The organism is Leeuwenhoekiella marinoflava DSM 3653 (assembly GCF_900129005.1).
Lineage (GTDB): Bacteria > Bacteroidota > Bacteroidia > Flavobacteriales > Flavobacteriaceae > Leeuwenhoekiella > Leeuwenhoekiella marinoflava.
The window spans coordinates 150,405-174,728 of the sequence record NZ_FQUN01000008.1; the positions used below are offsets into that span (position 1 = coordinate 150,405).

Annotated in this window: 19 protein-coding genes; 14 read left to right on the plus strand and 5 right to left on the minus strand. The window is 41.1% G+C overall.

What is annotated here, in order from left to right; all coding sequences use genetic code 11:
• Positions 1 to 119: 119 nt before the first annotated feature.
• Genes galK through BUB91_RS08120 form a run of 3 tightly spaced genes read left to right on the plus strand, consistent with a single transcriptional unit; the run spans position 120 to position 3,357 of the window.
• Entirely contained in the window at positions 120 to 1,289 is a 1,170-nt protein-coding gene (gene galK / locus BUB91_RS08110; RefSeq protein ID WP_241652585.1) for a galactokinase, read from the plus strand.
• 15 nt (positions 1,290 to 1,304) lie between these two features.
• Positions 1,305 to 2,342: a UDP-glucose--hexose-1-phosphate uridylyltransferase gene (locus BUB91_RS08115; RefSeq protein ID WP_073098731.1), complete on the plus strand. Its 1,038-nt coding sequence runs from the start codon at positions 1,305 to 1,307 to the stop codon at positions 2,340 to 2,342.
• 1 nt (position 2,343) lies between these two features.
• On the plus strand, positions 2,344 to 3,357 hold the full coding sequence (locus BUB91_RS08120) for a LacI family DNA-binding transcriptional regulator (RefSeq protein ID WP_073098732.1): 1,014 nt from the start codon (positions 2,344 to 2,346) through the stop codon (positions 3,355 to 3,357).
• 87 nt (positions 3,358 to 3,444) lie between these two features.
• Here BUB91_RS08120 and galE read toward each other — a convergent pair whose 3' ends face one another.
• The 4 genes from galE to BUB91_RS08140 form a co-directional block, all read right to left on the minus strand.
• Positions 3,445 to 4,467, minus strand: coding sequence for a UDP-glucose 4-epimerase GalE (gene galE, locus BUB91_RS08125; RefSeq protein WP_073098733.1), 1,023 nt, complete (start codon positions 4,465 to 4,467; stop codon positions 3,445 to 3,447).
• The gene (locus BUB91_RS08130; protein ID WP_073098734.1) at positions 4,464 to 5,270 is read right to left on the minus strand and encodes an HAD-IIA family hydrolase; all 807 of its coding nucleotides are present in this window, start codon (positions 5,268 to 5,270) and stop codon (positions 4,464 to 4,466) included. Before BUB91_RS08130 ends, galE begins: the two co-directional genes overlap by 4 nt.
• 67 nt (positions 5,271 to 5,337) lie before the next feature.
• On the minus strand, positions 5,338 to 8,514 hold the full coding sequence (gene glpK / locus BUB91_RS08135) for a glycerol kinase GlpK (RefSeq protein WP_073098735.1): 3,177 nt from the start codon (positions 8,512 to 8,514) through the stop codon (positions 5,338 to 5,340).
• Positions 8,515 to 9,525 (minus strand): aldose epimerase family protein, encoded by a 1,011-nt coding sequence (locus tag BUB91_RS08140; RefSeq protein ID WP_164917841.1) that lies wholly within the window; start codon positions 9,523 to 9,525, stop codon positions 8,515 to 8,517. It abuts the gene before it with no gap.
• A gap of 176 nt (positions 9,526 to 9,701) precedes the next feature.
• Here BUB91_RS08140 and BUB91_RS08145 point away from each other — a divergent pair, with 176 nt between their 5' ends.
• From BUB91_RS08145 to arsM, 11 genes are all read left to right on the plus strand, one after another.
• Entirely contained in the window at positions 9,702 to 10,187 is a 486-nt protein-coding gene (locus BUB91_RS08145; protein WP_073098737.1) for a rhodanese-like domain-containing protein, read from the plus strand.
• A 30-nt stretch (positions 10,188 to 10,217) separates the two neighbouring features.
• On the plus strand, positions 10,218 to 10,898 hold the full coding sequence (locus tag BUB91_RS08150; RefSeq protein ID WP_073098738.1) for a TIGR04282 family arsenosugar biosynthesis glycosyltransferase: 681 nt from the start codon (positions 10,218 to 10,220) through the stop codon (positions 10,896 to 10,898).
• Positions 10,899 to 10,905: 7 nt separating this feature from the next.
• The gene (locus BUB91_RS08155) at positions 10,906 to 11,718 is read left to right on the plus strand and encodes a purine-nucleoside phosphorylase (RefSeq protein WP_073098739.1); all 813 of its coding nucleotides are present in this window, start codon (positions 10,906 to 10,908) and stop codon (positions 11,716 to 11,718) included.
• Between the two features lie 90 nt (positions 11,719 to 11,808).
• The gene (locus BUB91_RS08160) at positions 11,809 to 12,144 is read left to right on the plus strand and encodes an arsenosugar biosynthesis-associated peroxidase-like protein (protein WP_073098740.1); all 336 of its coding nucleotides are present in this window, start codon (positions 11,809 to 11,811) and stop codon (positions 12,142 to 12,144) included.
• A gap of 66 nt (positions 12,145 to 12,210) precedes the next feature.
• Positions 12,211 to 13,278: an arsenosugar biosynthesis radical SAM (seleno)protein ArsS gene (gene arsS / locus BUB91_RS08165; RefSeq protein WP_073098741.1), complete on the plus strand. Its 1,068-nt coding sequence runs from the start codon at positions 12,211 to 12,213 to the stop codon at positions 13,276 to 13,278.
• A 22-nt stretch (positions 13,279 to 13,300) separates the two neighbouring features.
• Positions 13,301 to 13,984 (plus strand): TIGR04282 family arsenosugar biosynthesis glycosyltransferase, encoded by a 684-nt coding sequence (locus BUB91_RS08170; RefSeq protein ID WP_073098742.1) that lies wholly within the window; start codon positions 13,301 to 13,303, stop codon positions 13,982 to 13,984.
• A gap of 72 nt (positions 13,985 to 14,056) precedes the next feature.
• Positions 14,057 to 17,272: a SusC/RagA family TonB-linked outer membrane protein gene (locus tag BUB91_RS08175; RefSeq protein ID WP_073098743.1), complete on the plus strand. Its 3,216-nt coding sequence runs from the start codon at positions 14,057 to 14,059 to the stop codon at positions 17,270 to 17,272.
• Between the two features lie 30 nt (positions 17,273 to 17,302).
• Positions 17,303 to 18,745 carry a SusD/RagB family nutrient-binding outer membrane lipoprotein gene (locus tag BUB91_RS08180; RefSeq protein WP_073098744.1) on the plus strand — a complete coding sequence of 481 codons (1,443 nt, stop codon included), beginning with the start codon at positions 17,303 to 17,305 and terminating at the stop codon, positions 18,743 to 18,745.
• A 23-nt stretch (positions 18,746 to 18,768) separates the two neighbouring features.
• Positions 18,769 to 20,106, plus strand: coding sequence for an SLC5/6 family protein (locus BUB91_RS08185; RefSeq protein ID WP_073098745.1), 1,338 nt, complete (start codon positions 18,769 to 18,771; stop codon positions 20,104 to 20,106).
• Complete coding sequence (locus BUB91_RS08190; protein ID WP_083557884.1) at positions 20,088 to 21,008, plus strand: metallophosphoesterase family protein; 921 nt, start codon at positions 20,088 to 20,090, stop codon at positions 21,006 to 21,008. The genes BUB91_RS08185 and BUB91_RS08190 overlap by 19 nt, the downstream gene beginning before the upstream one ends.
• Before the next feature lie 73 nt (positions 21,009 to 21,081).
• Entirely contained in the window at positions 21,082 to 22,050 is a 969-nt protein-coding gene (arsM, locus tag BUB91_RS08195) for an arsenosugar biosynthesis arsenite methyltransferase ArsM (RefSeq protein ID WP_073098746.1), read from the plus strand.
• 73 nt (positions 22,051 to 22,123) lie between these two features.
• Here arsM and BUB91_RS08200 read toward each other — a convergent pair whose 3' ends face one another.
• Positions 22,124 to 23,617: a hypothetical protein gene (locus BUB91_RS08200; RefSeq protein ID WP_128759328.1), complete on the minus strand. Its 1,494-nt coding sequence runs from the start codon at positions 23,615 to 23,617 to the stop codon at positions 22,124 to 22,126.
• Between the last annotated feature and the right edge of the window lie 707 nt (positions 23,618 to 24,324).

Here is a 24,324-nt window from a genome sequence, read left to right on the forward strand (position 1 = left end):
CTGGCATGTAAAATTTTAAATTAAATAAGTGTTATTTTTTAAACGTAAAAATTACGTTTAATTTTATATATGTATCTTTGCTCTAAATTTTAAACTCTTAATTTAACCCAAACGATATTTTGGCAAATCAAATCACACGCGCTCAATCTCCTGAGCAACTTGCTCAATTGGGGCATTTTAATGCTGAAGTCATTATAAATTCTCCCGGAAGAGTAAATCTCATTGGGGAACACACAGATTACAACAACGGCTTTGTTATGCCGACTGCGATAGACAAAACGATACAATTTCATCTGAAGAAAAACGGAAAGGCTTCACACTGTAGTGTGAGCAGTTTAAATTACGACAGCTATTTTGAATTTGATTTAGCTGTTGAAGATCACAATGAAGCAGAATGGACCAAATACATCGTTGGTGTTACTGAGGAACTAAAAAAATTAGGCCACAAACTGGAAGGTTTTGATTGCATGATGCTCAGCAATCTACCTATGGGAGCCGGCATCAGCTCTTCTGCAGCATTAGAATGTGGCTTGGCAAGAGGATTGAGTGAATTATTCAACCTCAACTTAACCAACTTGGAGATCGTAAAACTTTCTCAAATGGCTGAGCATAATTATGTGGGTACAAAATGCGGAATAATGGACCAGTTCGCATCAGTGATGAGTAAAGAAAACCATGTGATTAAATTAGATTGCGAAAGTCTTGAATACGACCTATTGCCTTTTGCTATTGAGCCCTATAAACTGTTATTGCTGAACACTAATGTCTCGCACAGCTTATCAACAAGCGAGTACAATGTGCGCAGACAAGAATGTGAATCTGGCGTAGCTTTATTGCAAAAATGGTATCCGGAAGTTCAGTCTTTACGAGATGTAAATCTAAAACAGCTTGAAGCTCACAAAGCAGATTTTGACCCGGTAGTTTACAACAGATGTTCTTATGTAATCGAAGAAAATGAGCGCGTTAACCTAGCGGCAAAAGCTTTAAAAGCAGAAGATTTGGAAACCTTTGGGAAATTGATGTATGCCTCTCACGACGGACTTCAACATAAATATGAAGTGAGTTGTAAAGAACTGGATTTCTTAACCGATTTTTCTAAAGACAACGATGCTATTCTAGGTTGCAGAATGATGGGTGGCGGCTTTGGTGGCTGCACGATTAATCTGATTCATCAGGATGCGGCAGATGCGTATATAGAAGCTGCAAAAAAAGCTTACTTTAAAGAATTTAACCGCAACCTTTCCGCTTTTACAGCAATGCCTGCTAACGGCGGTGAACGCTTACACTAATAAAAACAAAAGTCCATGGTAGATTTTAATGATAATTCACACAGACGTTATAATATATTAACCGGAGAATGGGTTTTAGTTTCTCCTCACAGAACCAAACGCCCGTGGCAGGGAAAGGAAGAAGATGTGGTTGTCGAAGAGCGCCCATCTTATGACCCTAGCTGTTATTTATGCCCCGGGAATGAACGTGCTGGCGGACACACAAACGAAAACTACAAAGAGCCTTGGTCTTTTGTAAATGATTTTGCAGCTCTTAAAAACGATGTGCCGCAGGCAAAATTTAAATCCGGACTTTTAAAAGCGGAATCTGAAAGCGGAATCTGTAAAGTCGTTTGTTTTTCTCCAGATCACTCCCTTACGCTTCCTATTATGGAGGTTTCTAATATTGAAAAGGTAATTGCTTTATGGCAACACGAGTTTAGAGAGCTGGGTAAGAAAACCGATATCAATCACGTTCAAATCTTTGAAAACAAAGGAGCGATAATGGGGTGTAGCAATCCGCACCCACATGGTCAAATCTGGGCACAACGCACCATTCCGCAGGAAGTTTCAAAAAAGAACAAACAACTCCGTGAGTACTGGAACAATAATAAATCCAGCTTACTGGGTGATTACATAAAAGAAGAATTAGAATTAAAGGAACGTCTTATTGTAGAAACTGAGTTTTTTGTAGCCTTGGTTCCGTATTGGGCAGTATGGCCTTACGAAGTGATGATCGCTCCTAAAAAGCAACATCGCAATATTCTAACGCTTTCGGAAGAAGAACGTCTGGATTATGCTAAAATCATTAAAGCGGTAACCATAAAATACGACAACCTGTTTAAAACATCTTTTCCGTATAGTTCAGGAATTCACCAAGCTCCTACAGATGGTCAGGATTGGGATTCTTGGCATTTTCACATGTCATTTTACCCGCCATTACTGCGCTCAGCGACTGTAAAGAAGTTTATGGTAGGCTATGAAATGTTTGCAACTCCACAAAGAGATATAACTGCTGAGATGGCTGCAAAAACTTTACGTAATTTAGCAGACACACATTATACGAAAAAATAAAATGTCTACTAAAACCACTCTTAAGGGAATTGCCGAACATTTAAACCTCTCTATTTCAACTGTTTCTAAAGCACTTGCAGACAGTCCTGAGATTAGTGAAGCAACTAAGCTAGTTGTAAAAACAGCAGCCAGGCAACTCAAGTACCGGCCTAATGCAATGGCACGTGGACTAAAGAGTAGTCGCACCAATACGCTGGGCGTTGTGATCCCTAATATCATGCACAACTTTTTTGCTAAGGTTATTGTAGGGATGGAAGAAGAAGCTACAAATAACGGTTATAGTTTGGTGACTTGTATTTCTAATGAGTCTTTAGAGAAGGAAAAGCAAAGCCTTAATATGCTGAGTGATGTTTCAGTTGATGCGATTATTATAAGCCTCACTTCAGAAACACAAGAAACCAATGAGATAGAGCATCTTAATGATATACTGCACTATAACATCCCGTTAGTAATGTTTGATCGTGCTAATAGCGATGTGGCTTGTGATAGTGTTGTCATAAATGATTACAAAGGAGCTTATGATGCCGCTGCTTATTTATTGAAAACAGGTTGTAAAAATATTGCGTTTCTGTCTACACTTAATAACACTTCTGTAGGCAACAAACGTTTATCTGGTTATCAAGCTGCGTTGAGTGATCACGACAACTCGCTAGTTCCAAAAGTATTATTTACTAAACTGACGAGTCTTGAAAATGACCTGGGTGCTTTTATTGAAAATAATGAGATTGACGGACTCATAACTACAGACGAATCTAGCGCAATTTATTCGATGAATACACTCCGAATAAAAGGAAAACAAGTGCCGCAAGATGTAAGTGTTATTGGTTTTACAGACGGAAATTTGGCGCGAAACTACTTCCCTTCAGTAACTACAGTTAAACAGCAAGCTGAAATTATGGGCAAAAAAGCGATCCAAATCGCACTGAAAAACATCAACAATAAAGAACAACATGAGCCTGTTCAAGAAGTTATAGAAACAGAGCTTGTTATTAGAAATAGCACCAAAGCAATTTAGATGCTGTAAACTGCTACTCTAAAATAAAGAAGCCGATTCTAATCGATTAGAATCGGCTTCTTATTTAGTATTATTCAGGGAAACAGACTATTCTATTCCGCGAACTTTCTTCTCCCAATCCCAAGCAGATTTTAATGCATCAGCCAGACTTAGTTGAGATTTCCAGCCTAATTCGTTATTTGCTTTATCAGTATCTGCATACGCTGCAACGACATCACCTTCACGACGATCGACAATTTTATAATTCAGTTTTTGACCTGAAACCGCTTCAAAAGTTTCAATAACCTCCAGAACCGAACTCCCGGTACCGGTACCCAGATTAAACACTTCGTAATTGGTTTTGTTTTTATTTTCAACCAAACGGGTAAGCGCCATAACATGAGCTTTAGCCAAATCTACTACGTGAATATAATCGCGTACACAGGTCCCGTCAGCCGTTGCATAATCATTTCCAAAAACAGATAGCTGATCTCTTAAACCGGCAGCAGTTTGTGTAAGGAATGGCACTAAGTTCTGAGGAACTCCAAGTGGCAACTCCCCTATTTCAACACTAGGATGCGCTCCTATCGGATTAAAATAACGTAAGGCAATCGCTTTGAATTTATCGTAAACTTTAGCCGTGTCTCTAATGATTTCCTCCCCTATTTGCTTGGTGTTTCCATACGGTGATTCTGCGGGTTTCACCGGTGCACTTTCTGTGATAGGAAGTTCATCTGCCTGCCCGTAAACCGTACACGACGAACTGAATATAAAGTTAGCAGCGTCTTTTGCTGTTAGTTCTTGTAATAAGTAAACTAAAGAGCTTAAGTTATTCTCGTAATACAATAAAGGCTTATACACGCTTTCTCCTACTGCTTTAGAAGCCGCAAAATGAATTGCTCCGGTCACATCTGCATACTTTTTAAAAAAAGCTGAAACAGCATTTTTATCACGAAGATCTAATTTTTCAAAATCCGGCTTTGTTCCGGTTATAGCTTCTATACCGTCTAAAACCGCTTCTGAAGCATTAGATAAGTCATCAATGATAACTACATCATACCCTGCATTTTGCAATTCTACAACCGTGTGGGATCCTATAAAGCCTAAGCCTCCTGTTACTAGTATTCTCAAAATTCTGATTTATTATTTTCAACGGAAAGCTTTTCTAAAGCCTCGTCGATGTTAAAATCTTTTAATGAATCTATAATCATATCGGGACCAAAAGCATAATTATTTATGTGCTTGGCTTTTGAAACTCCAGACAATGTGAGTATGGTTTTATACCCCATCTGTATAGATCCTAAAATATCGGTATCCATTGTATCGCCTATAACAATAGTCTGATCTGTGGTGAGTCCTAATTTTTTTCGGGCAGCACGCATCATTACGGGGCTAGGCTTTCCTACTGAAAATGCCTTACGACCAGATGCTTCTTCAATCATTTTAACGATAGCTTTAATCCCAAGGTTAGACCAACCTATTTTCATTGGAGAAGGATCTAAATTGGTTGCGATAAGTTTGGCTCCGCCTAAGATCATATCTACAGCATTGTTGGCCATTTCAAGTGTAAAGTTTCTACCTTCTCCCACAACTACATAATCCGGATCTTGCGTCACAAGACTATACCCATTCTCATGTAAGCTGGTAAGAAGTCCGCCCTCACCTAAAACATAGGCTGTTCCGTTAGGCTTTGTAAAACCTAAGAACCATGCGGTAGCCATCGCACTGGTGTAAACATTTTCTTCTTTAATGTTTATACCCATCGGCTTGAGTTTGTTTACAACATCAATTGGGCTACGCTGACTGTTATTGGTCATAAACAAAAACGGTATCCCCCGTTCTTGCAATGTTTTTATAAATGTATCTGCTCCTGGTATAAGGTCATTACCGCTGTAAATAACCCCATCCATATCTATTAAAAATCCTTTGTCCATCGGGTAGTTTTCTTTAAGCGTAAAATTAACATTTAAATTTAAGGATATAGTTCTTTTTGAACAAAAATTAAGCTTCTATCTCGTTGTCGTAAAAGTGAGTAGCATCATAAAGCAACTCATCTAATTTTGCATTTTCAAAGCTTACCCGCTCTTCATCCCAATCGAGATAATTGATAAAATCTTCAACAACCAATTCTCTAAACTGATTGATGGTTTCAATATCAAAATAAAGCCTTCCGGTTCGCCGTACAAAGAAATCAGCTAAACTATTAGTCATCTCATAATGCACACTATACCACAGCTCTGCCCGCAATAAACGATCATTTACATCCGTATTTCTAAAATAATTGATTTTATTCTTAATGAGCTCTGTTTGCTTGCCATAAGTCGAAGTCAAATACCAGGCTTTGTAATCGGCATTCTCAATATTCAGGAACTCTAAAACCTCTTGAAGTTGCGCTTGATACTGTTCTACTTCAGTTGAATTACGCAGTGCGTGAGATGTTAACGCTATATGCTGTGTACGCGACTCGTCATACGTTTTATCATACTTTTCTTTAAGACGTTTGCTAACGGTTTCATTAACCCGCTGCGCCATTTTTCGATATCCGGTTAACTTTCCGCCGGCGATTGAAATCAGACCGCTTTTACTTATGAAGGTTTCATCTTTTCGCGATAGCTCAGAAGGGTCTTTTTCTTCTTCGTGAATGAGTGGCCGTAAACCTGCCCAACTAGACGCTATATCTCCTTCGGTTAAATTGATATCTGGAAACGTACCATTTACCGCATCAAGCAAATACTTGATATCAGCTTTAGTAGTCACAACCCGATCTAAACTACCGGAATAATCAGTATCTGTCGTACCTACATAGGTCACTCTACCACGCGGAATCGCAAAAATCATACGTCCGTCTGGCACATCAAAATACAAGGACTGATGTACGGGTAATTTTTCCTTCGGAAAAACCAAATGCACACCTTTTGTGAGGTGCAGATGCTTATTATTCATCGACTCATCCTTAGCCCGAAGCTTATCTACCCAAGGCCCTGCAGCCGAGACAAAAGTTCGTCCTTCGATCTCAAAAGATTGACCGGTGTTGTGATCTACACAGTTCACGCTTGTAATCTTGCCTTTATAGTTGTAAACAAAATCACTCATCTCGCAGTAATTGAGACAAACCGCGCCAAAACCGGCTGCTTTCTTCATCAATTCTATAGTGAGGCGGGCATCATCTGTGCGATACTCAGCATAATACCCCCCACCCAAAACTTTAGATTCATCCAGAATAGGTTCGCGCTCCAGCGTTTCTTCCTTAGTAAGCATTTGACGCTTATCATTACCTGCTACGCTAGCCAAAAGATCGTAGACTTTCAAACCTATTGAAGTCAAGGTTTTACCATATTGCCCACCTTCTATCAAGGGAAGTAACATCTTTTCTGGCACTACCAAATGCGGAGCCAGTTTATGAACAATCGCCCGCTCTGTACCCGATTCTTTTACCAAACCGATTTCCATTTGCTTGAGGTAGCGCAAGCCACCGTGGACCAACTTGGTGCTTTTATTACTCGTACCCGAAGCAAAGTCATTTTTCTCTATGAGGCACACACTCATTCCGCGTGTTGCAGCATCAAGAGCAATCCCCGCTCCTGTAACACCACCACCTATGATGACTAAGTCAAAAATTTTCTTCTTAGCTTTTTTGATGTAGCGTTTGCGATCTATAACACTGAATCGCAAAGGCGCTTTCTCTTTTTCTAAACTTTCAGCATAGCCAGAACGGGTGCGCATTACTGCCAGATCCCATCCTTCTTGCTTATGATTACGCGCTCTGGCCCCCATTTTAGTTTCAAAAATTTGCGCTACTTTACGCAAAGAAGCGATATCCTTCTGGGTCCAGATCGCTGCTTTTATACCCGCCAGCAGCGCGGCGCCCATTGCAGTAACTTCTAACATTTCCGGGCGATCTACTTTAGCATCAAGCATATCTGCCTGAAACTGCATCAGATAATCATTGGCACAAGCGCCACCGTCAACTTTTAATGTTTTGATTTGCTTACCGCTATCTTGCTCCATCGCTTTGATCAGATCACTCACCTGATATGCCAAAGCTTCAACAGTAGCTTTTACAAGTTCTTTTCTTCCGGTACTAAAGGTTAAACCTTGAATACTTCCTTTTGCGTTTCCGTCCCAATAAGGAGCACCTAAGCCGTTAAAAGCCGGTACAAAAAACAAGTCCTTAAGCGGCGGAATACTTTGACAAATTGCGTTGGTTTCTTCGGCATTATCAATAATCCCTACTTGGTCGCGCAACCATTGTATAGAAGCTCCGCCAACAAAAACACTTCCTTCTAAAGCATATTTAGGTTTCTTGTTTTCAAGCGTGCAACAAAGTGTCGTTAGGAGTCCGTTTTTTGAAAAGGAAGGTTTTTTCCCGATATTAAGCAGCATAAAACACCCTGTACCGTAGGTGTTTTTTGCCATCCCGGATTTATAACCGCCCTGACCAAAAAGTGCTGCCTGCTGATCTCCTGCAACCCCATAAATAGGAAAAGAAGTATTCTGATACGTAATGCTTCCAAAATCGGATGAAGAAGCTTGTACTTTAGGCAACATACTTTTGGGAATATCCAACTCCTGAAGCAAGTCATCATCCCAGTCCATCTCTTTAATATTATAAAGCATGGTTCTACTTGCATTGGTGTGATCTGTGCGGTGTTTTCCGGTGAATTTGTAAATCAACCAACTGTCTACTGTACCAAACAACAGCTCTCCGGCTTCTGCTTTTTTACGAGCACCTTCAACATGATCCAGAATCCATTTAATCTTTGTTGCAGAAAAATAACTATCAATTACGAGTCCGGTATTTTGGGCTATATAACGAGCCAGACCACGCTCGCGCAATCCCTCACAAATAGCTTCGGTACGCTTATCTAGCCAGCAAATCGCATGGTAAACCGGCTCTCCTGTATTTTTATCCCAAACGATTGTCGTTTCCCGCTGATTGGTAATTCCTATAGCTTTTATCGCTTCAAGAGGCACATTTGCCTTTTTAATCACATCTTCAAAGGTCTCTTGCTGATCGTTAAATAGCTGCACAGGATCATGCTCCACCCATCCCGATTGGGGATAGTGCTGCGTCAATTCTTTTTGTGATACCGCAACAATCTTCCCTTTCTCATCAAATAAAATGGAGCGGGTGCTGGTTGTTCCCTGATCAAAAGCTATGATATATGAAGTGTTCATCTATAAAAATTTATATCGTATTTCGTGGCGGTAAACGGCATCAGGTTTTAAAACCGTTGACGGAAAATTGGGATGATTGGGAGAATCGGGGAAATATTGAGGTTCTAAACACAATGCCGGCGACGGCCCTTGTATCGCTCCGTATTTATTAGGCACAGCATCTATACCAGCTGCACTGTAAAACTGAAGTCCGGGCTGCGTGCAATGCACTTCCATTTTAGGGGAGCCTCCGGGTGCAGCTAAAACAGCCGCCGGAACCTCAGCGCTGTATTTTTCCAAAACGTAATTATGATCAAAACCTCCATCAAGTTCAGACAAAGGTTCTGCTAATACTTTCAATTCCTGAAGGTCAAAGGGTGTACTTTCAACCCGCAAAACTTCGCCGGTTGGTACGTTATTTTCATTTTTTGGCAATATACCTCCGCCATTTATTTGCAGTGCATGTTTGGTGATACCCTCGCCACTTTGAGGATTCAGATTAAAATATTCGTGACGGGTTAGATTCACAATAGTTTCCTGATCTGTTGTGGCTTCCAAACGCATAATAAGCTCGTTAGCCTCGGTTAGCTTTACAAACATTTTAGTTTGCAGATTTCCGGGATAGCCCTCTTCTCCATCCTTACTCCTATAACTAAAAACAACCTCGTCATCGAGTTCAGCAACATTCCAGATTTTTTTACCAAAACCTTCAAAGCCCCCATGCAAGTGGTTCGTACCTTCATTAGCGCTTAAGGATACTTTTTTTCCATCTAAAACAACTTCGGCATTCGCAATTCTGTTTGCGTTTCTTCCCACCAACTGCCCCATAAAATACGGGTCGTTCTCATAAGTGATGAGATCATTATACCCCAAAACCACATCGGTATAATCCCTTTTATCCGGTATAATCAAACGTTGCAAAATAGCCCCGTAGGTGAGAAAATGTGCTTCCATCCCGGATGCGTTTTTTAAAATTACTAAAGAGACAGAATGCCCATCTTGCGTGGTATCAAAAGGTTGAATTGTTATCAATGGAACGTTTTTTTTAAAGTTAAATATATAAAATACTAAAGGGATACCGGCGGAATTCGCACGCTCTTTTATCAGCAAGATGCAAAATACCTGTTGTGTAGATTTCTTTACAAAGCAAACCGTAAAAGGCTTTTCTTCGTAAGTTTTGCTGCAACCTGTAACAACTCAACTTTTTAATGAAATTCACAATATTCTTAACGCTTTTGATTCCGTTTTGTGGCTTTAGTCAGGAAAAATCTATAGACAGATTGCTCGATCTTTACAACACGCGCAGTGTCCCCTATATTTCTGTACAAGAACTCAAAATGAAGCCGGAAGCCTATGTAATTCTAGATACGCGTAAAACAGAGGAGTTTAATGTGAGTCATCTTCCCGGCGCCGTTTGGGTGGGAGAAAAACCTCATGAAACGCTTTTAAATTCTGTTTTAAATTCAAAAAAACCGGTAGTGGTCTATTGCACAGTAGGCATCCGCAGTGAAGATTATGGTGAAAAATTGAACCGAACTACCAAGAAACAAGTCTACAACCTCTACGGCGGCATCTTCGCCTGGAAGGATGCAGGCTATAAAGTGATCGATCACAAAGGCAAACCCACTGAACAAATACACACGTTTGCAAAAAATTGGGAAGATTATTTGAAAACAGGAATTGCAGTTCATTAAATTTGATACGTATCAATTTAACACATACGAATGGGTCTACTCAGTAAAAAAGACACAGACGAAGAGAGAAACTTCGAAGCAGAATTTCAGTTCCCTACATCAGATAAAGCCCTTTTAATTTTTACGCGGAACCCAGAATTGGGTAACGTAAAAACACGCCTTGCCGGCGGAGTGGGTGATCAAGCTGCTCTTGATATCTATAAATTTCTATTACAACACACCGTCAAAATCACCAGCGGTTTACGTGCCGATAAGCAGGTTTTTTATTCCGAAAAAATACGGACATCAGACTATTGGGATGAAGCCGTTTTCTCTAAAAAACTGCAGCATGGAAATGATCTGGGATTGCGTATGCAGCGGGCATTTCAAGATGCTTTTAAAAGCGGCTACAAAAAAGCAATCATCATAGGCAGCGATATGTATGACTTGTCTCAAGAAGATATAGAGCAGGCTTTCAGTGCGCTGGATGATCATGATTTTGTGATAGGACCCGCAGCAGATGGCGGCTATTATTTATTGGGAATGAACGTACTCAAACCCGAACTCTTTCAGCATAAAAACTGGGGAACAGAAACCGTTCTTAACGACACACTTGCTGATTTGAAAGAAGAATCTGTTAAATTGCTGGAAACCCGTAATGATGTAGATTATTACGAAGACATAAAAGGTATTGAAGCGTTTTTTCCTTTTTTACCACAACATTTGAAATAAACAATCCATGAAAAAATTTATTGAAGAATCTGCGCAATTCTTAAAAGAGCGCGGTTTTGAAGCTCCCGAGATCGGTATCATTTTAGGAACCGGTTTGGGTCAATTTGTAGATCAAGTAGAAATTATAAGTTCTGTAAGCTACAATCACATTCCTAACTTCCCAACGGCTACGGTAGAATTTCATACCGGAAAATTGATTTACGGCACACTGGGCGGAAAAAAAGTAATTGTTATGCAAGGGCGTTTTCATATTTATGAAGGCTATACCTTACGCGATGTGAGTTATCCGGTACGCGTTATGAACGAATTGGGCATCAAACAACTATTGATTAGCAATGCTGCCGGTGCCATTAACCTCAACTTTAAGAAAGGCGAAATTATGCTTATTGAAGATCACATCAATTTACAGGGCAGCTCTCCTTTAGCGTTTAAAGGTGTTGAGCTATTAGGCTCTCGCTTCACAGATATGAGCGAGCCTTATGATGTGCCGATGCGTACTCTTTTAAAAGAGATTGCTACCGAAAATAACATCACCTTACACGAAGGTGTTTATACTTCTGTGGTAGGACCCCAATTAGAAACCCGCGCCGAATACCGCTTCTTGAAGCTGATTGGTTCTGATACGGTGGGGATGAGCACCGTTCCTGAAGTTATCGTAGCCAATCACCTTGATCTACCGGTCGCTGCCGTTTCAGTAATCACAGATGAATGTGATCCTGAGAACCTGGAGCCGGTGAACATTCAGGATATTATGAATGCTGCAGCACAAGCCGAACCCAATATGGTCTTGCTCTTCACGCAACTCATCGAAAAACTTTAGGTTTTTCGGTCTTATAAAAACCATACTTTACAAATCTCCGTAACTACTTGTGTAGTTATAAATATTGAATAACTCGAAACAAAAAACAAAATGGCTAATACTTATTACGATCCCGCAGACCTTAGAAAATTTGGTAAAATCACCGAATGGAGTGAAGAACTAGGCACAAAATTCTTTGATTACTACGGAAAAGTTTTTGAAGAAGGCGCACTTACCGCTCGCGAGAAAGCGCTTATAGCTCTTGCCGTAGCACATACTGAGCAATGTCCTTATTGCATTGACGCCTACACGAAAGACACGCTACAACGCGGGGTTACAAAAGAACAAATGATGGAAGCCATTCACGTAGGTGCTGCTATCAAAAGCGGTGCGACTTTGGTACATGGTACCATGATGATGAATAAGGTTAATAAGTTAGAAATGTAAGTCTTAACTAACTAGTTCATTAATTGAACCTTATCTTAGTCCCTGCTGAAAAAGAAAAAACGCTATATGTCTGTAACTAAAACAAAAACATCCCTTCATAAACGTCACGATGATCTGGCTCAAGCCAACAAACAACTTGATATCTTATCCGGTGGCATCTTTGCTGATGGGGAATTACCCACTTTTGCAAAAAAAATAAAAGAAACCAATCAGTTTCCGCTGCGTCCAAAAAAACTTGAAATCCTGCAAATCAACGTAGGCTATATGTGTAATCAGGTTTGTGAGCATTGTCACGTAGATGCCGGTCCGGACCGTAAAGAAATCATGACTTGGGAAACGATGGAACAATGTCTTGAAGTGATTAAAAATACCGGTGCACACACGCTGGATTTGACCGGTGGCGCTCCTGAGATGAATCCGCATTTTAGACGTTTTGTTGAGGAAGCAAGCAAAGCAGGAATCAAAGATTTTATCGTACGTAGTAATCTTACTATCATTCGTGCGAATAAGAAATATTACGACTTACCTGATTTCTTCAAAAAACACAACGTTCACGTGGTGAGTTCTATGCCGCACTGGACACGGGGAAAAACCGATAAACAACGCGGAGAAGGTGTTTTTGATCTTTCTATAAAAGCCTTGCAAGAATTGAATGAACGTGGCTACGGCATGCCAGACAGCGATTTACGCTTAGACCTGGTTTACAATCCTAATGGTGCCTACCTCCCTTCTGATCAAACGGGAATGGAAAAGGATTTCAAAAAAGCCTTGATGGAAGATTTTGGGATTCAGTTTCACAACTTGTTTGCGATAACCAATTTACCTATCGCCCGTTTTCTGGATTACTTAATCGCTTCAGAAAATTATGAGGATTATATGTATCAACTCGTAGAAGCTTACAATCCTTCCGCAGTAGCCAATGTGATGTGTACCAATACGATTTCAATCAGTTGGGACGGCTGGTTGTATGATTGTGATTTCAACCAAATGTTAGATTTAAAAGTCAACAGTAAGGTGAAACATATTTCTGATTACAACGAAGATTTGCTTAACGATCGTGACATCATCATCTCACAACACTGTTACGGCTGTACTGCAGGCGCAGGAAGCAGCTGCCAGGGAACTGTTGCATAGCATGTAATAGAATGCATTTTTATTGAACACGAAAACTGCCATATTAATTTTTGCCCGTTCGGCACAGCAAGAAGCTTTAGACAAAGGCTTCCGGAATGCGGCACCTGTCTTTGAAGCGCTCAATGCTCAGATTTTAAAAACGGTAAAACAAACCGGACTTCCGTATTTCTTATATTCGGAAGAAAAACAGCGAGGATCAACATTTGGCGAACGGCTTACTAATGCGATACAAAACATTTACAATCTGGGCTATGATCAGATCATAAGTGTAGGTAACGACAGTCCGCATCTTACTAAAAAGCATTTCACCACTGCCGAAGAACATTTAAAAACCTGTCCGCTTGTTTTAGGCCCGTCAGTGGATGGTGGTTTTTATTTAATGGGACTGAGAAAGTCGCATTTTAATCCGATTTCTTTTTTAAAACTTCCCTGGCAGACTCAGGGTTTGATGACCAGCTTTATTCATCTGGTTCATTCCAAAAAAATTGAAGTTGCATTCTTAGAAACGCTTCAGGATCTAGACACGGCTTCAGACATTGCCCAACTTTTACAAGTCGGGAAAAGTCTTCCGTTCAAGATTCTACACCTTTTGAAGAATTGCATTCAAAAAGCATTTCAAACTTCCTATTATCAAGACCTCTTTCTTCAAAAGGTCTGTTCCCTTACTTATTACAATAAAGGTTCTCCGGTTAGTTTAAGTAGTTAAGACAAAAATCTAGTTGTCGCGCTGCTCACTGTACAATCTTGCAGCTCTCTTTTACCAATCAGAAACAAAAAAATGAAACACCTTTATTTTGGGCTTATGCTCTTGCTTTGTGCATTTGCAAACGGCCAGACTACAATTACCGGAACCGTAACCGCATCAAGTGATGACTCAACCGTTCCGTTTGTGAATGTTATTGCTGTGGGCACAGATGCTGCAACAATCACCGATGAAAACGGAAACTATCAAATTGAAGTGCCTGAAACAGCATCTCAACTGCGTTTTTCGGCAATAGGATTTAGTACCCAGACTATCGCGATCAACGGGCAAAAAACCATTACTATCAGCTTACAAGAATCGACTACAGATTTAGATGAAGTCGTCATCACAGCTTTAGGTCTCGAGCGCGAAACCAAAGAATTGGGCTATGTAGTCCAGACCATACAAGCCGAAGAAGTTTCAGCAGTAAAAGCACCCAATTTTCTAGATAATCTAGCCGGAAAACTTGCCGGTGTTACCGTTTCTCAGGGAGCAACCGGAGTGGGATCTTCATCAAAAATTACCATTCGTGGAGAAGCTTCTTTTTCCAACAACAATCCGTTGTTTATCGTTGATGGAACACCCATTAATAACAACACCGTTTTTAACGAAAGTAATGAAGCTGCTGCCGGTTTTCAAGAAATTGATTTTGGTAACGGCGCGATGGAAGTGAACCCTGACGATATCGCTTCCGTGAGTGTTTTAAAAGGCCCCAGTGCTGCTGCGCTTTACGGCACGCGTGCCTCCAATGGGGTGATTATCATTGAAACCAAAAATGGAAGTCAAAGCAAAGGGCTGGGCATCAGCATCAATACGTCGTTGTTTGTAGATACGCCTTTCAAACTGCCGGAATTTCAAAATCAATACGGTCAGGGAAACTCAGGACTGTTTGAGTTTGTTGACGGTTTAGGCGGCGGGATTAATGACCTGATCTCCTATTCCTGGGGACCACGGTTGGATCAAGGCACTTTGATCGCACAGTTTGATTCCCCGGTAACCTTAGCCGATGGAACTGTAGTTCGTGGTGGTGATACTTCGCTATACTCCGGGAATGCAATCACCCCAACAGCCTTCAATTCACATCCCAATAATCTGAAGGATTTTTACGAGACCGGAGTCACCACAATCAATAATGTGGCTATCGGCAGTAACTTTAATACAGGAAATTACCGCATCTCGTTTACAGACCTCCGCAGTGAAGCTATCATTCCCGGTGTCAATCTCGATCGCCAGACTGTAGCTACAAAACTGAATTTCAAACCTACCGACAAAACGACTTTCAATGCGTCGGTGAGCTATGTAAATTCGGGTAGCGACAACCGCCCTTCAAACGGCTACGGAAGTGAAAATGTGAATTATGCTTTAGTAGCCTGGGGACCGCGCTCCTTAGACATCAACAGTCTGCGTCAGTATTGGCAACCCGGTCTTGAAGGTGTGCAGCACTACTCGTTCAACTATACCTATTTTGACAATCCGTTTTTTACGATGTATGAAAACCGCAACGCGTTTAACCGGGATCGTGTTTTCGGGAATATGTCGATCAAGCAGAAAATCACAGACAACCTGAGCATATCCCTTCGATCCGGGATGGATTATTCCAGCGAAACCCGCAAGTTGCGCCGGGCGTTCAGCTCGAATCGTTTTAAAAATGGAGGTTACGCCGAGCACGATGTGTTTTACCGCGAGATCAATACCGATTTCCTGATCAATTACAACACTATTTTTGGTGCTATTTCTTTAGATGTTTCGCTGGGCGGAAACCGTCTGGATCAAAAAGCATCCACAAAACAATCGCAAACCGTCAATCTGGCGCAACCGGGAATTTTCAATCTGAACAATGCCGCATCACCTATTGATGTTTTTCAGTTTGAATCCAACAAGCGCATCAATTCGTTCTACGGAATTGCAAAACTAGGCTACCGCGGGTTTCTATTTCTGGATATCACCGGTCGTAACGATTGGTCGAGTGCTTTGGCAACGCCATTTTCAGTTGACGGAACTTCGTTCTTTTATCCTTCGGCTTCTGCAAGCTTTATACTTTCTGAAGTTGCAAAATTACCGGAGGCCTTCTCCTATGCGCAACTGCGTGCAAGTGTGGCGCAAGTGGGTAACGACACCCAACCCTATCAAACCAGTGGCGCATTTATTTCGCAGCCTTCGTATAACGGACAACCCACCTTCAGCAATCAAAACTTTATCCCGAATGCCAACTTAAAACCCGAGCAAACCACTTCATATGAAGTGGGAGCAGATATTCGGTTTTTAAAAGATCGCATTCGTCTGGATGCAACCTATTATAATGCATTGACAAAAGATCAGATCATCTCCTTACCTATCGCGATTTCTTCGGGATACAATCAGCAGGTGGTGAATGGCGGTGAAGTGCGCACGCAAGGAGTCGAACTTATCGCTGATTTGACGCCGGTTTTGACTGCGAATTTTAAATGGAATACCACCTTCAATTTCAGCACCAGCACTTCACGGGTAGAACGCTTACCGCAGTCTGAAGGAAGACTGACTCTGGCGTATAGCCGAATCTACGACAGTGCCAATCAGACGGTTTGGTTTCAGGTTGAAGAAGGCGGGCAAATAGGCGATATCTACGGAACCGGCTATCAAAAAACCGAAGACGGTCAATTTATTCTAACCGCAGACGGAAGCTATATCGCAGATAATAATCTCAAGAAAATAGGCAATTACACCCCCGATTTTATGCTGGGTTGGAACAACAGTTTCAGCTATAAAAACTGGAACCTGAGTTTCTTATTTGACTGGCGACAAGGTGGCGAACTCGTTTCGCGTACCCGTGCTTTAGGAACCGTTGGCGGGCAGCTTGCAGAAACGGCTAATCGCCCTGCAGCAGGTATAATTCCGCAAGGCGTTGTAAATGTGGGTACCGCTGCAAATCCGCAATACGAATCCAATACTACAGCCGTTTCAGCAGAAACCTATTACCGTCAGTTTTACGATCGCAACCACGAAGAAAATAATATATATGACGCTTCCTTTTTAAAGCTGCGTCAATTTTCTGTGGGCTACACCTTCAATCTAAAAGATGGCTTTTTAGGATTAGCTAACGGTATGGACATCGATCTGGCGCTTGTGGGTCGCAACCTTTTTGCATTCTCGGAGATCCCGCATTTTGATCCGGAGCAACTCGCGGTTCAGGGAACCGGTTTTGTCAGCGGCGTTGAAGACATGAGTTATGCGACTACGCGCAGTATTGGTTTAAAAGCGGGCTTTAATTTCTAAAGCCTTGAAGGCTACTAAACGTTTAAAAAGATGAAAAATACGATATATAAAATACTGATGGTAACGCTGGTTATTTTTACCGGATGTACAGCAGATTTTGAAAAATTAAATACCAATCCCAATGCGCCGGTAAGCGTGCAGCCGGGTTTATTGCTTCGGCAGGTCATTTATGATTTTGGTGAGCAAATGAGTTATGAAGGTTTTGCCGCGGGCGATTTGTTATCACAACATCGCACCGCATTAGACTTTAATTTATTTGATCGTCACGCGCTAAAATCTCCACAATTAGGAGGAAATCCCTGGCCGGTATGTTACACCAATCTCAGGGATAACGAACTGCTATTAAAACAGGCTCAGAGCAACGAAACCTTTACAGTTTATGAAGGTCCGTCCTTGATTTTAAAAGCCTATATGACGCAAGGGCTTACCGATCTTTTTGGCGACGTTCCCTATTTTGAAGCCTTTAATGGTATTGAAGGAACGGTTACTGCGCCTTATGATGCGCAGAAAGCTATCTATCTAGCCGAAGGCGGTATTCTGGACAATCTGGATAAAGGTATTGCTGCACTCAACGCATACGACGGCGCAGTAGCTTTAGAAGGCGATTTGCTTTTTTCAGGGGATTTAGACAAGTGGATTCAGTTTGCAAACTCCTTAAAACTGAAAGCTTTGATTCGCATTTCAAGTCGGGAAGATGTGGCTAGTGAAATCGCTTCCATCTTTGCTGCCGGAAATTACATCGGTAACAATTCAGACAATGCGGTTTTTGATTTTACCAATTCGGCTCCTAATAGTTTCCGCTTTGCGCAATTGCGAGCAGGAGATTTCAACAACTTTGTGCTTTCGGAAACGATGGAAGAAATCTTAACCGATCTTAATGACCCTCGCATTGGGGTTTTCTTCAGACCTTTTGCAAATTCGACTTCAGCTGAATTCAACGGATTGATCAACGGAATAAACGCCTCGCAAACTTCAATTGAGCCCGCAAACTATTCCCTTGCCGGAACGCTTTTTAGAGAAAACACCTCAGAACTGGATGCCAATTTTATGACCGCCTGGGAAACGCAATTCATTCTCGCAGAAGCAGCAGCAAAAGGCTACATCACTGCCGATGCCGAAACTTTATACAACTCAGGAGTCCAACTGGCTTTTGAGTATTGGCTCACCGAATTACCGGCTGATTATTTGTCTGGCCCTGCAGCTTACAATGCGCCCGGTACGACGCCTCTAGAACAAATTATCACCCAGAAATGGATTGCCAATCTCATCAACGGCTATGAAGGTTGGGTAGAATGGCGCCGCACGGGCTTCCCGGAATTCAAACCGGTTGCTGCGAGTTTGAATGATGGCTTAATTCCTGTTCGTATGCCCTATCCTGCTGAAGAACAAGCTTTAAATGCAGACAACTATCAGGCTGCAGCAGCAGCGACAAATGATAACAGTCTGAATGCCCCGGTATGGTGGGATAATTAATTATTGAACTTAACCAACTAACATTGAATATAGCAATCTGGCAATGGGGACTCATTATCGTATCAAGTTTGATACTGTTTGTTATATCTCCATTAGCCAAAACAAAAAGTGACTTCTTCAAAGCTACACACCGTAAAAAAGCACCCAATGTGTTTATGCTTACGGGTAGTCTCATCATCTCCTGGATTTTTGCTAAAAGCATCACCAATGCTGCAAATCTGGGACTCGAATTCGGTATCGTAGGTGGGGTCGCTTATGCAGGGTATTATTTATCTTTTGCTATCGCCGGAATTTTGATTTACAACATTCGTACCCGCGGCGGCTATGAAAGTCTACACAATTTTTTCACCTCCCGATTTGGTAAAAATGCCATGCGCATCTTCTCTATTTTAATAGCCATACGCTTGTTTAACGAGGTTTGGAGTAATACCATGGTAATCGGTAGTTATTTTGGAGATCTGGGCAGCACACCGTATTATGCATCCATAATCGTGTTTACCTTACTTACGCTGGCGTATTCATTAAAAGGCGGACTCAGCAGTTCTATTTTTACCGATGTCATTCAGATGGGATTATTTTCAATCTTATTGTTTGTCATACTATCCAGTATTTATTCGAGCACCAATTTTAGCGTGAGTGATACCGTTACCAGCGGCGTATGGAGTTTTGATATGGGCTTAAATTTACTTTTTGCAGCGCTGTTGCAATCCTTTAGCTATCCCTTTCATGACCCGGTTTTGACTGATAGAGCTTTTTTAAGTTCGCCTAAAGTCACCTTACGCAGCTTTCTGTTGGCCAGTGTTCTCGGGGGAGCTTGTATCATGCTGTTTAGTGTGATTGGCGTTTATGCTAAAGCTATGGGAATGCAGGGTCAGGCGGCTGTAGAAGTGGGCAAAGCCTTTGGTACGGCTATTCTGTTGATTATTAATTTTATTATGATTACCTCAGCGGCTTCTACTTTAGACTCTACGTTTTCATCATTCTCAAAATTGGCTGCTATTGATTTAAAACTGGGAGAAAGCATTTCTTTTGGTAGAATTGCGATGGGTGTTTTAGTTGTTTTAGGAACCATTCCTATTTTTCTGGATGCTGAAATTTTATCAGCAACAACCATCTCGGGAACGATGGTAATTGGCCTCACGCCTATTTTCTTTTTCTGGAAATTACCTGCGCCAAAAATAAGTTTCTACCTGAGTATTTTTTGCGGAATCGCTTTTGGATTTTTATTGATCTTTGACCTCATCCCCGGATCTTGGATTTTAACTACCGGTCCGTATGCAGATCTGCTTTGGGTGAATATCTGGGGCGTATTGAGTTGTTTAATTGTATATATGATACCGGCATGGATAAAACTGTGGTAAATCAGCTTAGGGTAAGCTCACAAGACATTAGAAGCAAACAGCATGTTACTTCGAACCAAACTGCCTCACTTACAACTCTCGATAATCGAGTACATCTGGGTTCGCTAAGCGGAAAAGTGCTGTTGTTTGGTGGCGTGTACAGCAATCTTCAGGCATTGGAACAACTCAAGCGTATAGCCGAAGAACAAGGCATTCCGCCCGGAAATTGCATCTGTACCGGTGATCTTGTGGGCTATTGTGCGCAGCCGGAAGAAGTGGTGCAGCTCTTTAAAATTTGGGGAGTAAAAAGCATTTTGGGTAATGTAGAAATCCAATTACGAGACGGTGCTGAAGATTGCGGCTGTGACTTTAGAAAAGGTTCGCGTTGTGATGGATTTTCACAGATGTGGTTTCCGTATGCACAAAGTAAACTGAGTAAAAGTTCACTGGAATACATCGCGACGTTGCCTAATCATATTGACTTCCGCTATGCGGGAAAAGATATCACGGTAGTTCACGGCGATTATTTCAACGTATCCGAATTTGTATATAAGTCAACCGACTGGCAAATCAAACAAAAAAACTTTGATGCAACCGGTGCCGATGTGATCATCGCAGGCCATTGCGGGTTGCCTTTCCATCAGGAAAAAGAAGAAAAAACCTGGATTAATCCCGGTGTAATCGGGATGCCGGCAAATGACGGTTCGCCGAATGTTTGGTACGCTGTTCTTGATGATTCGATGGAAACATTCAAGTTTAAACATCATCAAATGGAATACAATTACAAACTGGCAAATGCTAGGATGCAAACCGATTTTTTACCGCAGGAATATGCGCGAACATTGATAACCGGAATATGGGACAACACCGAGATTTTGCCACCTTATGAAAGCGGACTGCAGGGCTTCGGTATTCAACTTTAAAACAAATTACCTTCTGAGAAAGCCTCAGCATTTTAAACCTCGATCATCGAGTAATCTTAAAAAACACTGTATTATGAGCTATTTAGAAACTACCAAAAATGTATACCGCGATGCGGCTTTAACTCCAGATGTAGGCTTATGCTGCACCACCAATCCGATCTGGGAATTACCGGGTTTAAAGATTCCTAAGATTATGCAGGAAATGAATTACGGCTGCGGAAGCACGGTCAATGCGCGTGACCTTACTAACAATCCACGTATTTTGTACGTAGGTGTTGGCGGTGGTATGGAGCTTTTACAGTTCGCTTATTTCTCCCGCCAAAAAAGCGGTGTTGTAGGTGTGGATGTGGTTGATGAAATGCTCGAAGCCTCTCGCAAAAACTTTATGGAAGCCGAAGCACAAAACCCATGGTTTAAAAGCGCGTTTGTAGATCTTAAAAAAGGAGATGCTTTGAACCTCCCGGAGGAAGATAACAGTATCGATGTGGCTGCTCAGAATTGCCTGTTTAATATTTTTAAGACGGAAGAACTCAAGAAAGCTATTGAAGAAATGTACCGCGTTTTAAAACCTCACGGAAGGCTGGTCATGAGCGATCCTACATGTGAGCAGGAAATGAACGAAACCTTGCGTAACGATGAGCGTTTGCGCGCGCTGTGCCTTAGCGGAAGCTTACCCATCAAAGACTATGTAAAAGCATTAACCGATGCCGGTTTTGGAACCATCGAAATACGTGCCCGCAAACCCTACCGCATTTTAGACCCTAAAAATTATCCGACAGACGAATTGATATACATCGAATCTATTGAGGTAGCTGCCATAAAAGACCCGATGCCGGAAGATGGTCCGTGTATCTTTACCGGTAAAACTGCAATCTATTACGGTTCTGATAATCACTTTGACGATAACAAAGGGCATGTTTTATTGAAGAATCAGCCTTTAGCAGTTTGCGATAAAACTGCCGGAGCTTTGACGGCTTTAGGTCATGATGCTATTTTTATCAGTGAAAGTACCTTTCATTACGACGGTGGGGGATGCTGCTAACCGCCGGCCGGCTTGCAGCCGGTTGCGAAAATTAGAAAAGCTCCGCGGTGCGGGGCTTTTTTTGTTTCTAATTTTACTTCAGTATCATAAACTGCCGCTCCTTACCACCGCCACTCATCATTAAAAATATGTTGTTTTCATAGGTACCGTTCGCAGGAAAGTATTTTGTATTGCCTTTATTATCCTGAATCTTATTGTAAGACACTTCGCCGTTTGGACTATATTCAAAATCGTAAAGTGCTGTTGATTCAAAAAATCCTTTGGATGCTTTGGTTCGGCCATCATTTTTCTCAGTCAGACTTTTACCGGAATTCAATAATACATGCAACGTATCATCCTTCAGAAAAGCGTTATAGGAAGGAAATGTTTCCCGTTTGAAAATGCTACGCCCCCAAATTAATTTACCCGTATTATCGTATTTTAAAATTATAATATCATCGAAATGATACGTAGTTACCATCATGCCACCTCCCATTCCTGTAGGTGTATAGGTTGAAGTCACGTAAAATTCTTCCGCCAGTAAATAGGTATTCCCGTTACTATCGGTAAGAATGTGATCTAATGTAAAGTTTGACAATTCAGAATCCTCTTTGTCTGAAGCTCGGTCCTTACCGTAAAGATCCTCAAAGACCGTTAAGGGCAAAGGATCTGTTTGTCTTTCAAGAATTTTGAGTGTATTTCTATCTATGGTAAATTTACAACTGCCTTTTATGCGTCTTACTTTATCCTCTGCGTAAAACCCAAAAAGATTTAAATTTCCATCATGTTCTGTGATGTTAAGTGATTGCACAAAATCATCCTTTAAGTCTATAGCAGCTTGTCGGTTTTCTGTTTCGGTCACTTTATTGATTACAAAATCATAGTTTGCTTTTTTCTTCTTCTTTTGCCTGCGTCCTTCTTTGAAGAGTTTCCCTACAACAAAGACCTCAGCCTGGTCGCTGACAAAAATATCATTGGGTTCAAAATAACGTTCCTGGTCATCCTGATAGCCTTTTTGAAACTTTAAAGAAAGGGTATTTGCATCAAATACCCTTATGGTATATTTATTTGCATTCTTATCAAAATCATCTGTGGCAATAGCGAAATGCGTTCCATTTTCTGAAATCGCAACACTGGTCTGACGCTTTCTACTTAAAAAAAACAAATCGGCCTTACGGTCTACTTGAGCTATAAAGAGTTGTTTTTTAGAAACCTTACGATCTTTCAGGTTAAAACTATAACAATAGACCTCGCGATCTGATCTACTCGCTTCGTTAACGGTAATCACTCGCATGGTATTGCCGCTAAATACCTGACCGATAAAAGACTCTTTACGCTCAATAGCTACAATCTCAGAAAATATGCGCAACTGATTTTGATCAAAAATCTCAAATACCAGATTGCGCTTTCCCTGTCGTATCAAACCCGTCTGGTTATCCTCGGTTGTTTTTAAAGCAACCACTTCGTAAGATTTGCTATCATCCTCAAATGTTGCACTCTCGGTAATACTTAGGCTGGAAGTGGATTGACTTTGTGAGCGTGCTGAGAAATTTAGGAGGAGGAGCACGAGTAATATACATTTTTTCATTACAATGTATTGTCTTAAGAAATTGTTAATAGCTTGCAATAGTACATAATTATTCAAAACAAAAAACACCTTTATTTAAGATTTTAAGGATCAGGAAAAACGCTTTATAACTGTAGCGGATGCTGCTAACTGGCTAGCAGCCGGTGGCGAAAATTAGAAAGCCTCGCAACGCGGGACTTTTTTAATTGTACTTTTTCGTCTTACCCCAAAGGCCTTAAAGCAGGTGATGGGAACCTTGGAACACAAGCCCGGTTATCTGATCCCTAGAACCTAAATAAAACCAGGATACTTATAGATTCAACTAAAGTACAACCACAATAATACCATAATCACCCACAGTTTTTGTGGTAAAGTGTGGTTGCACTGTGGTAGGAGTGTGGTTGCAGTGTGGTTACACTATGTATCTATCAAGAAGAAAAGTAGGAAATGCCGGGGAGTTTGCAGGACGGGTTTTTAGTTTAAAAAAGGGAGGTTTTAACTCTGGCAGCGTGATACACTTAAGGTTCTAAAGCTGCAAAGGACGATAGCGTTTTAGGAGATTAGGGAATTCTGTAAACTACTTCTGAGACAAATAGCTATTTTTATAAACACCACTTTAAAGTGTTGATATCCCGTAAATTTTAAGGGGATCTGTATATATTTAGTGTTTATATAATAAGTTGGAGGCAATTATAGTATCGAGTTCTAGATCATAAAGAATAACTTTA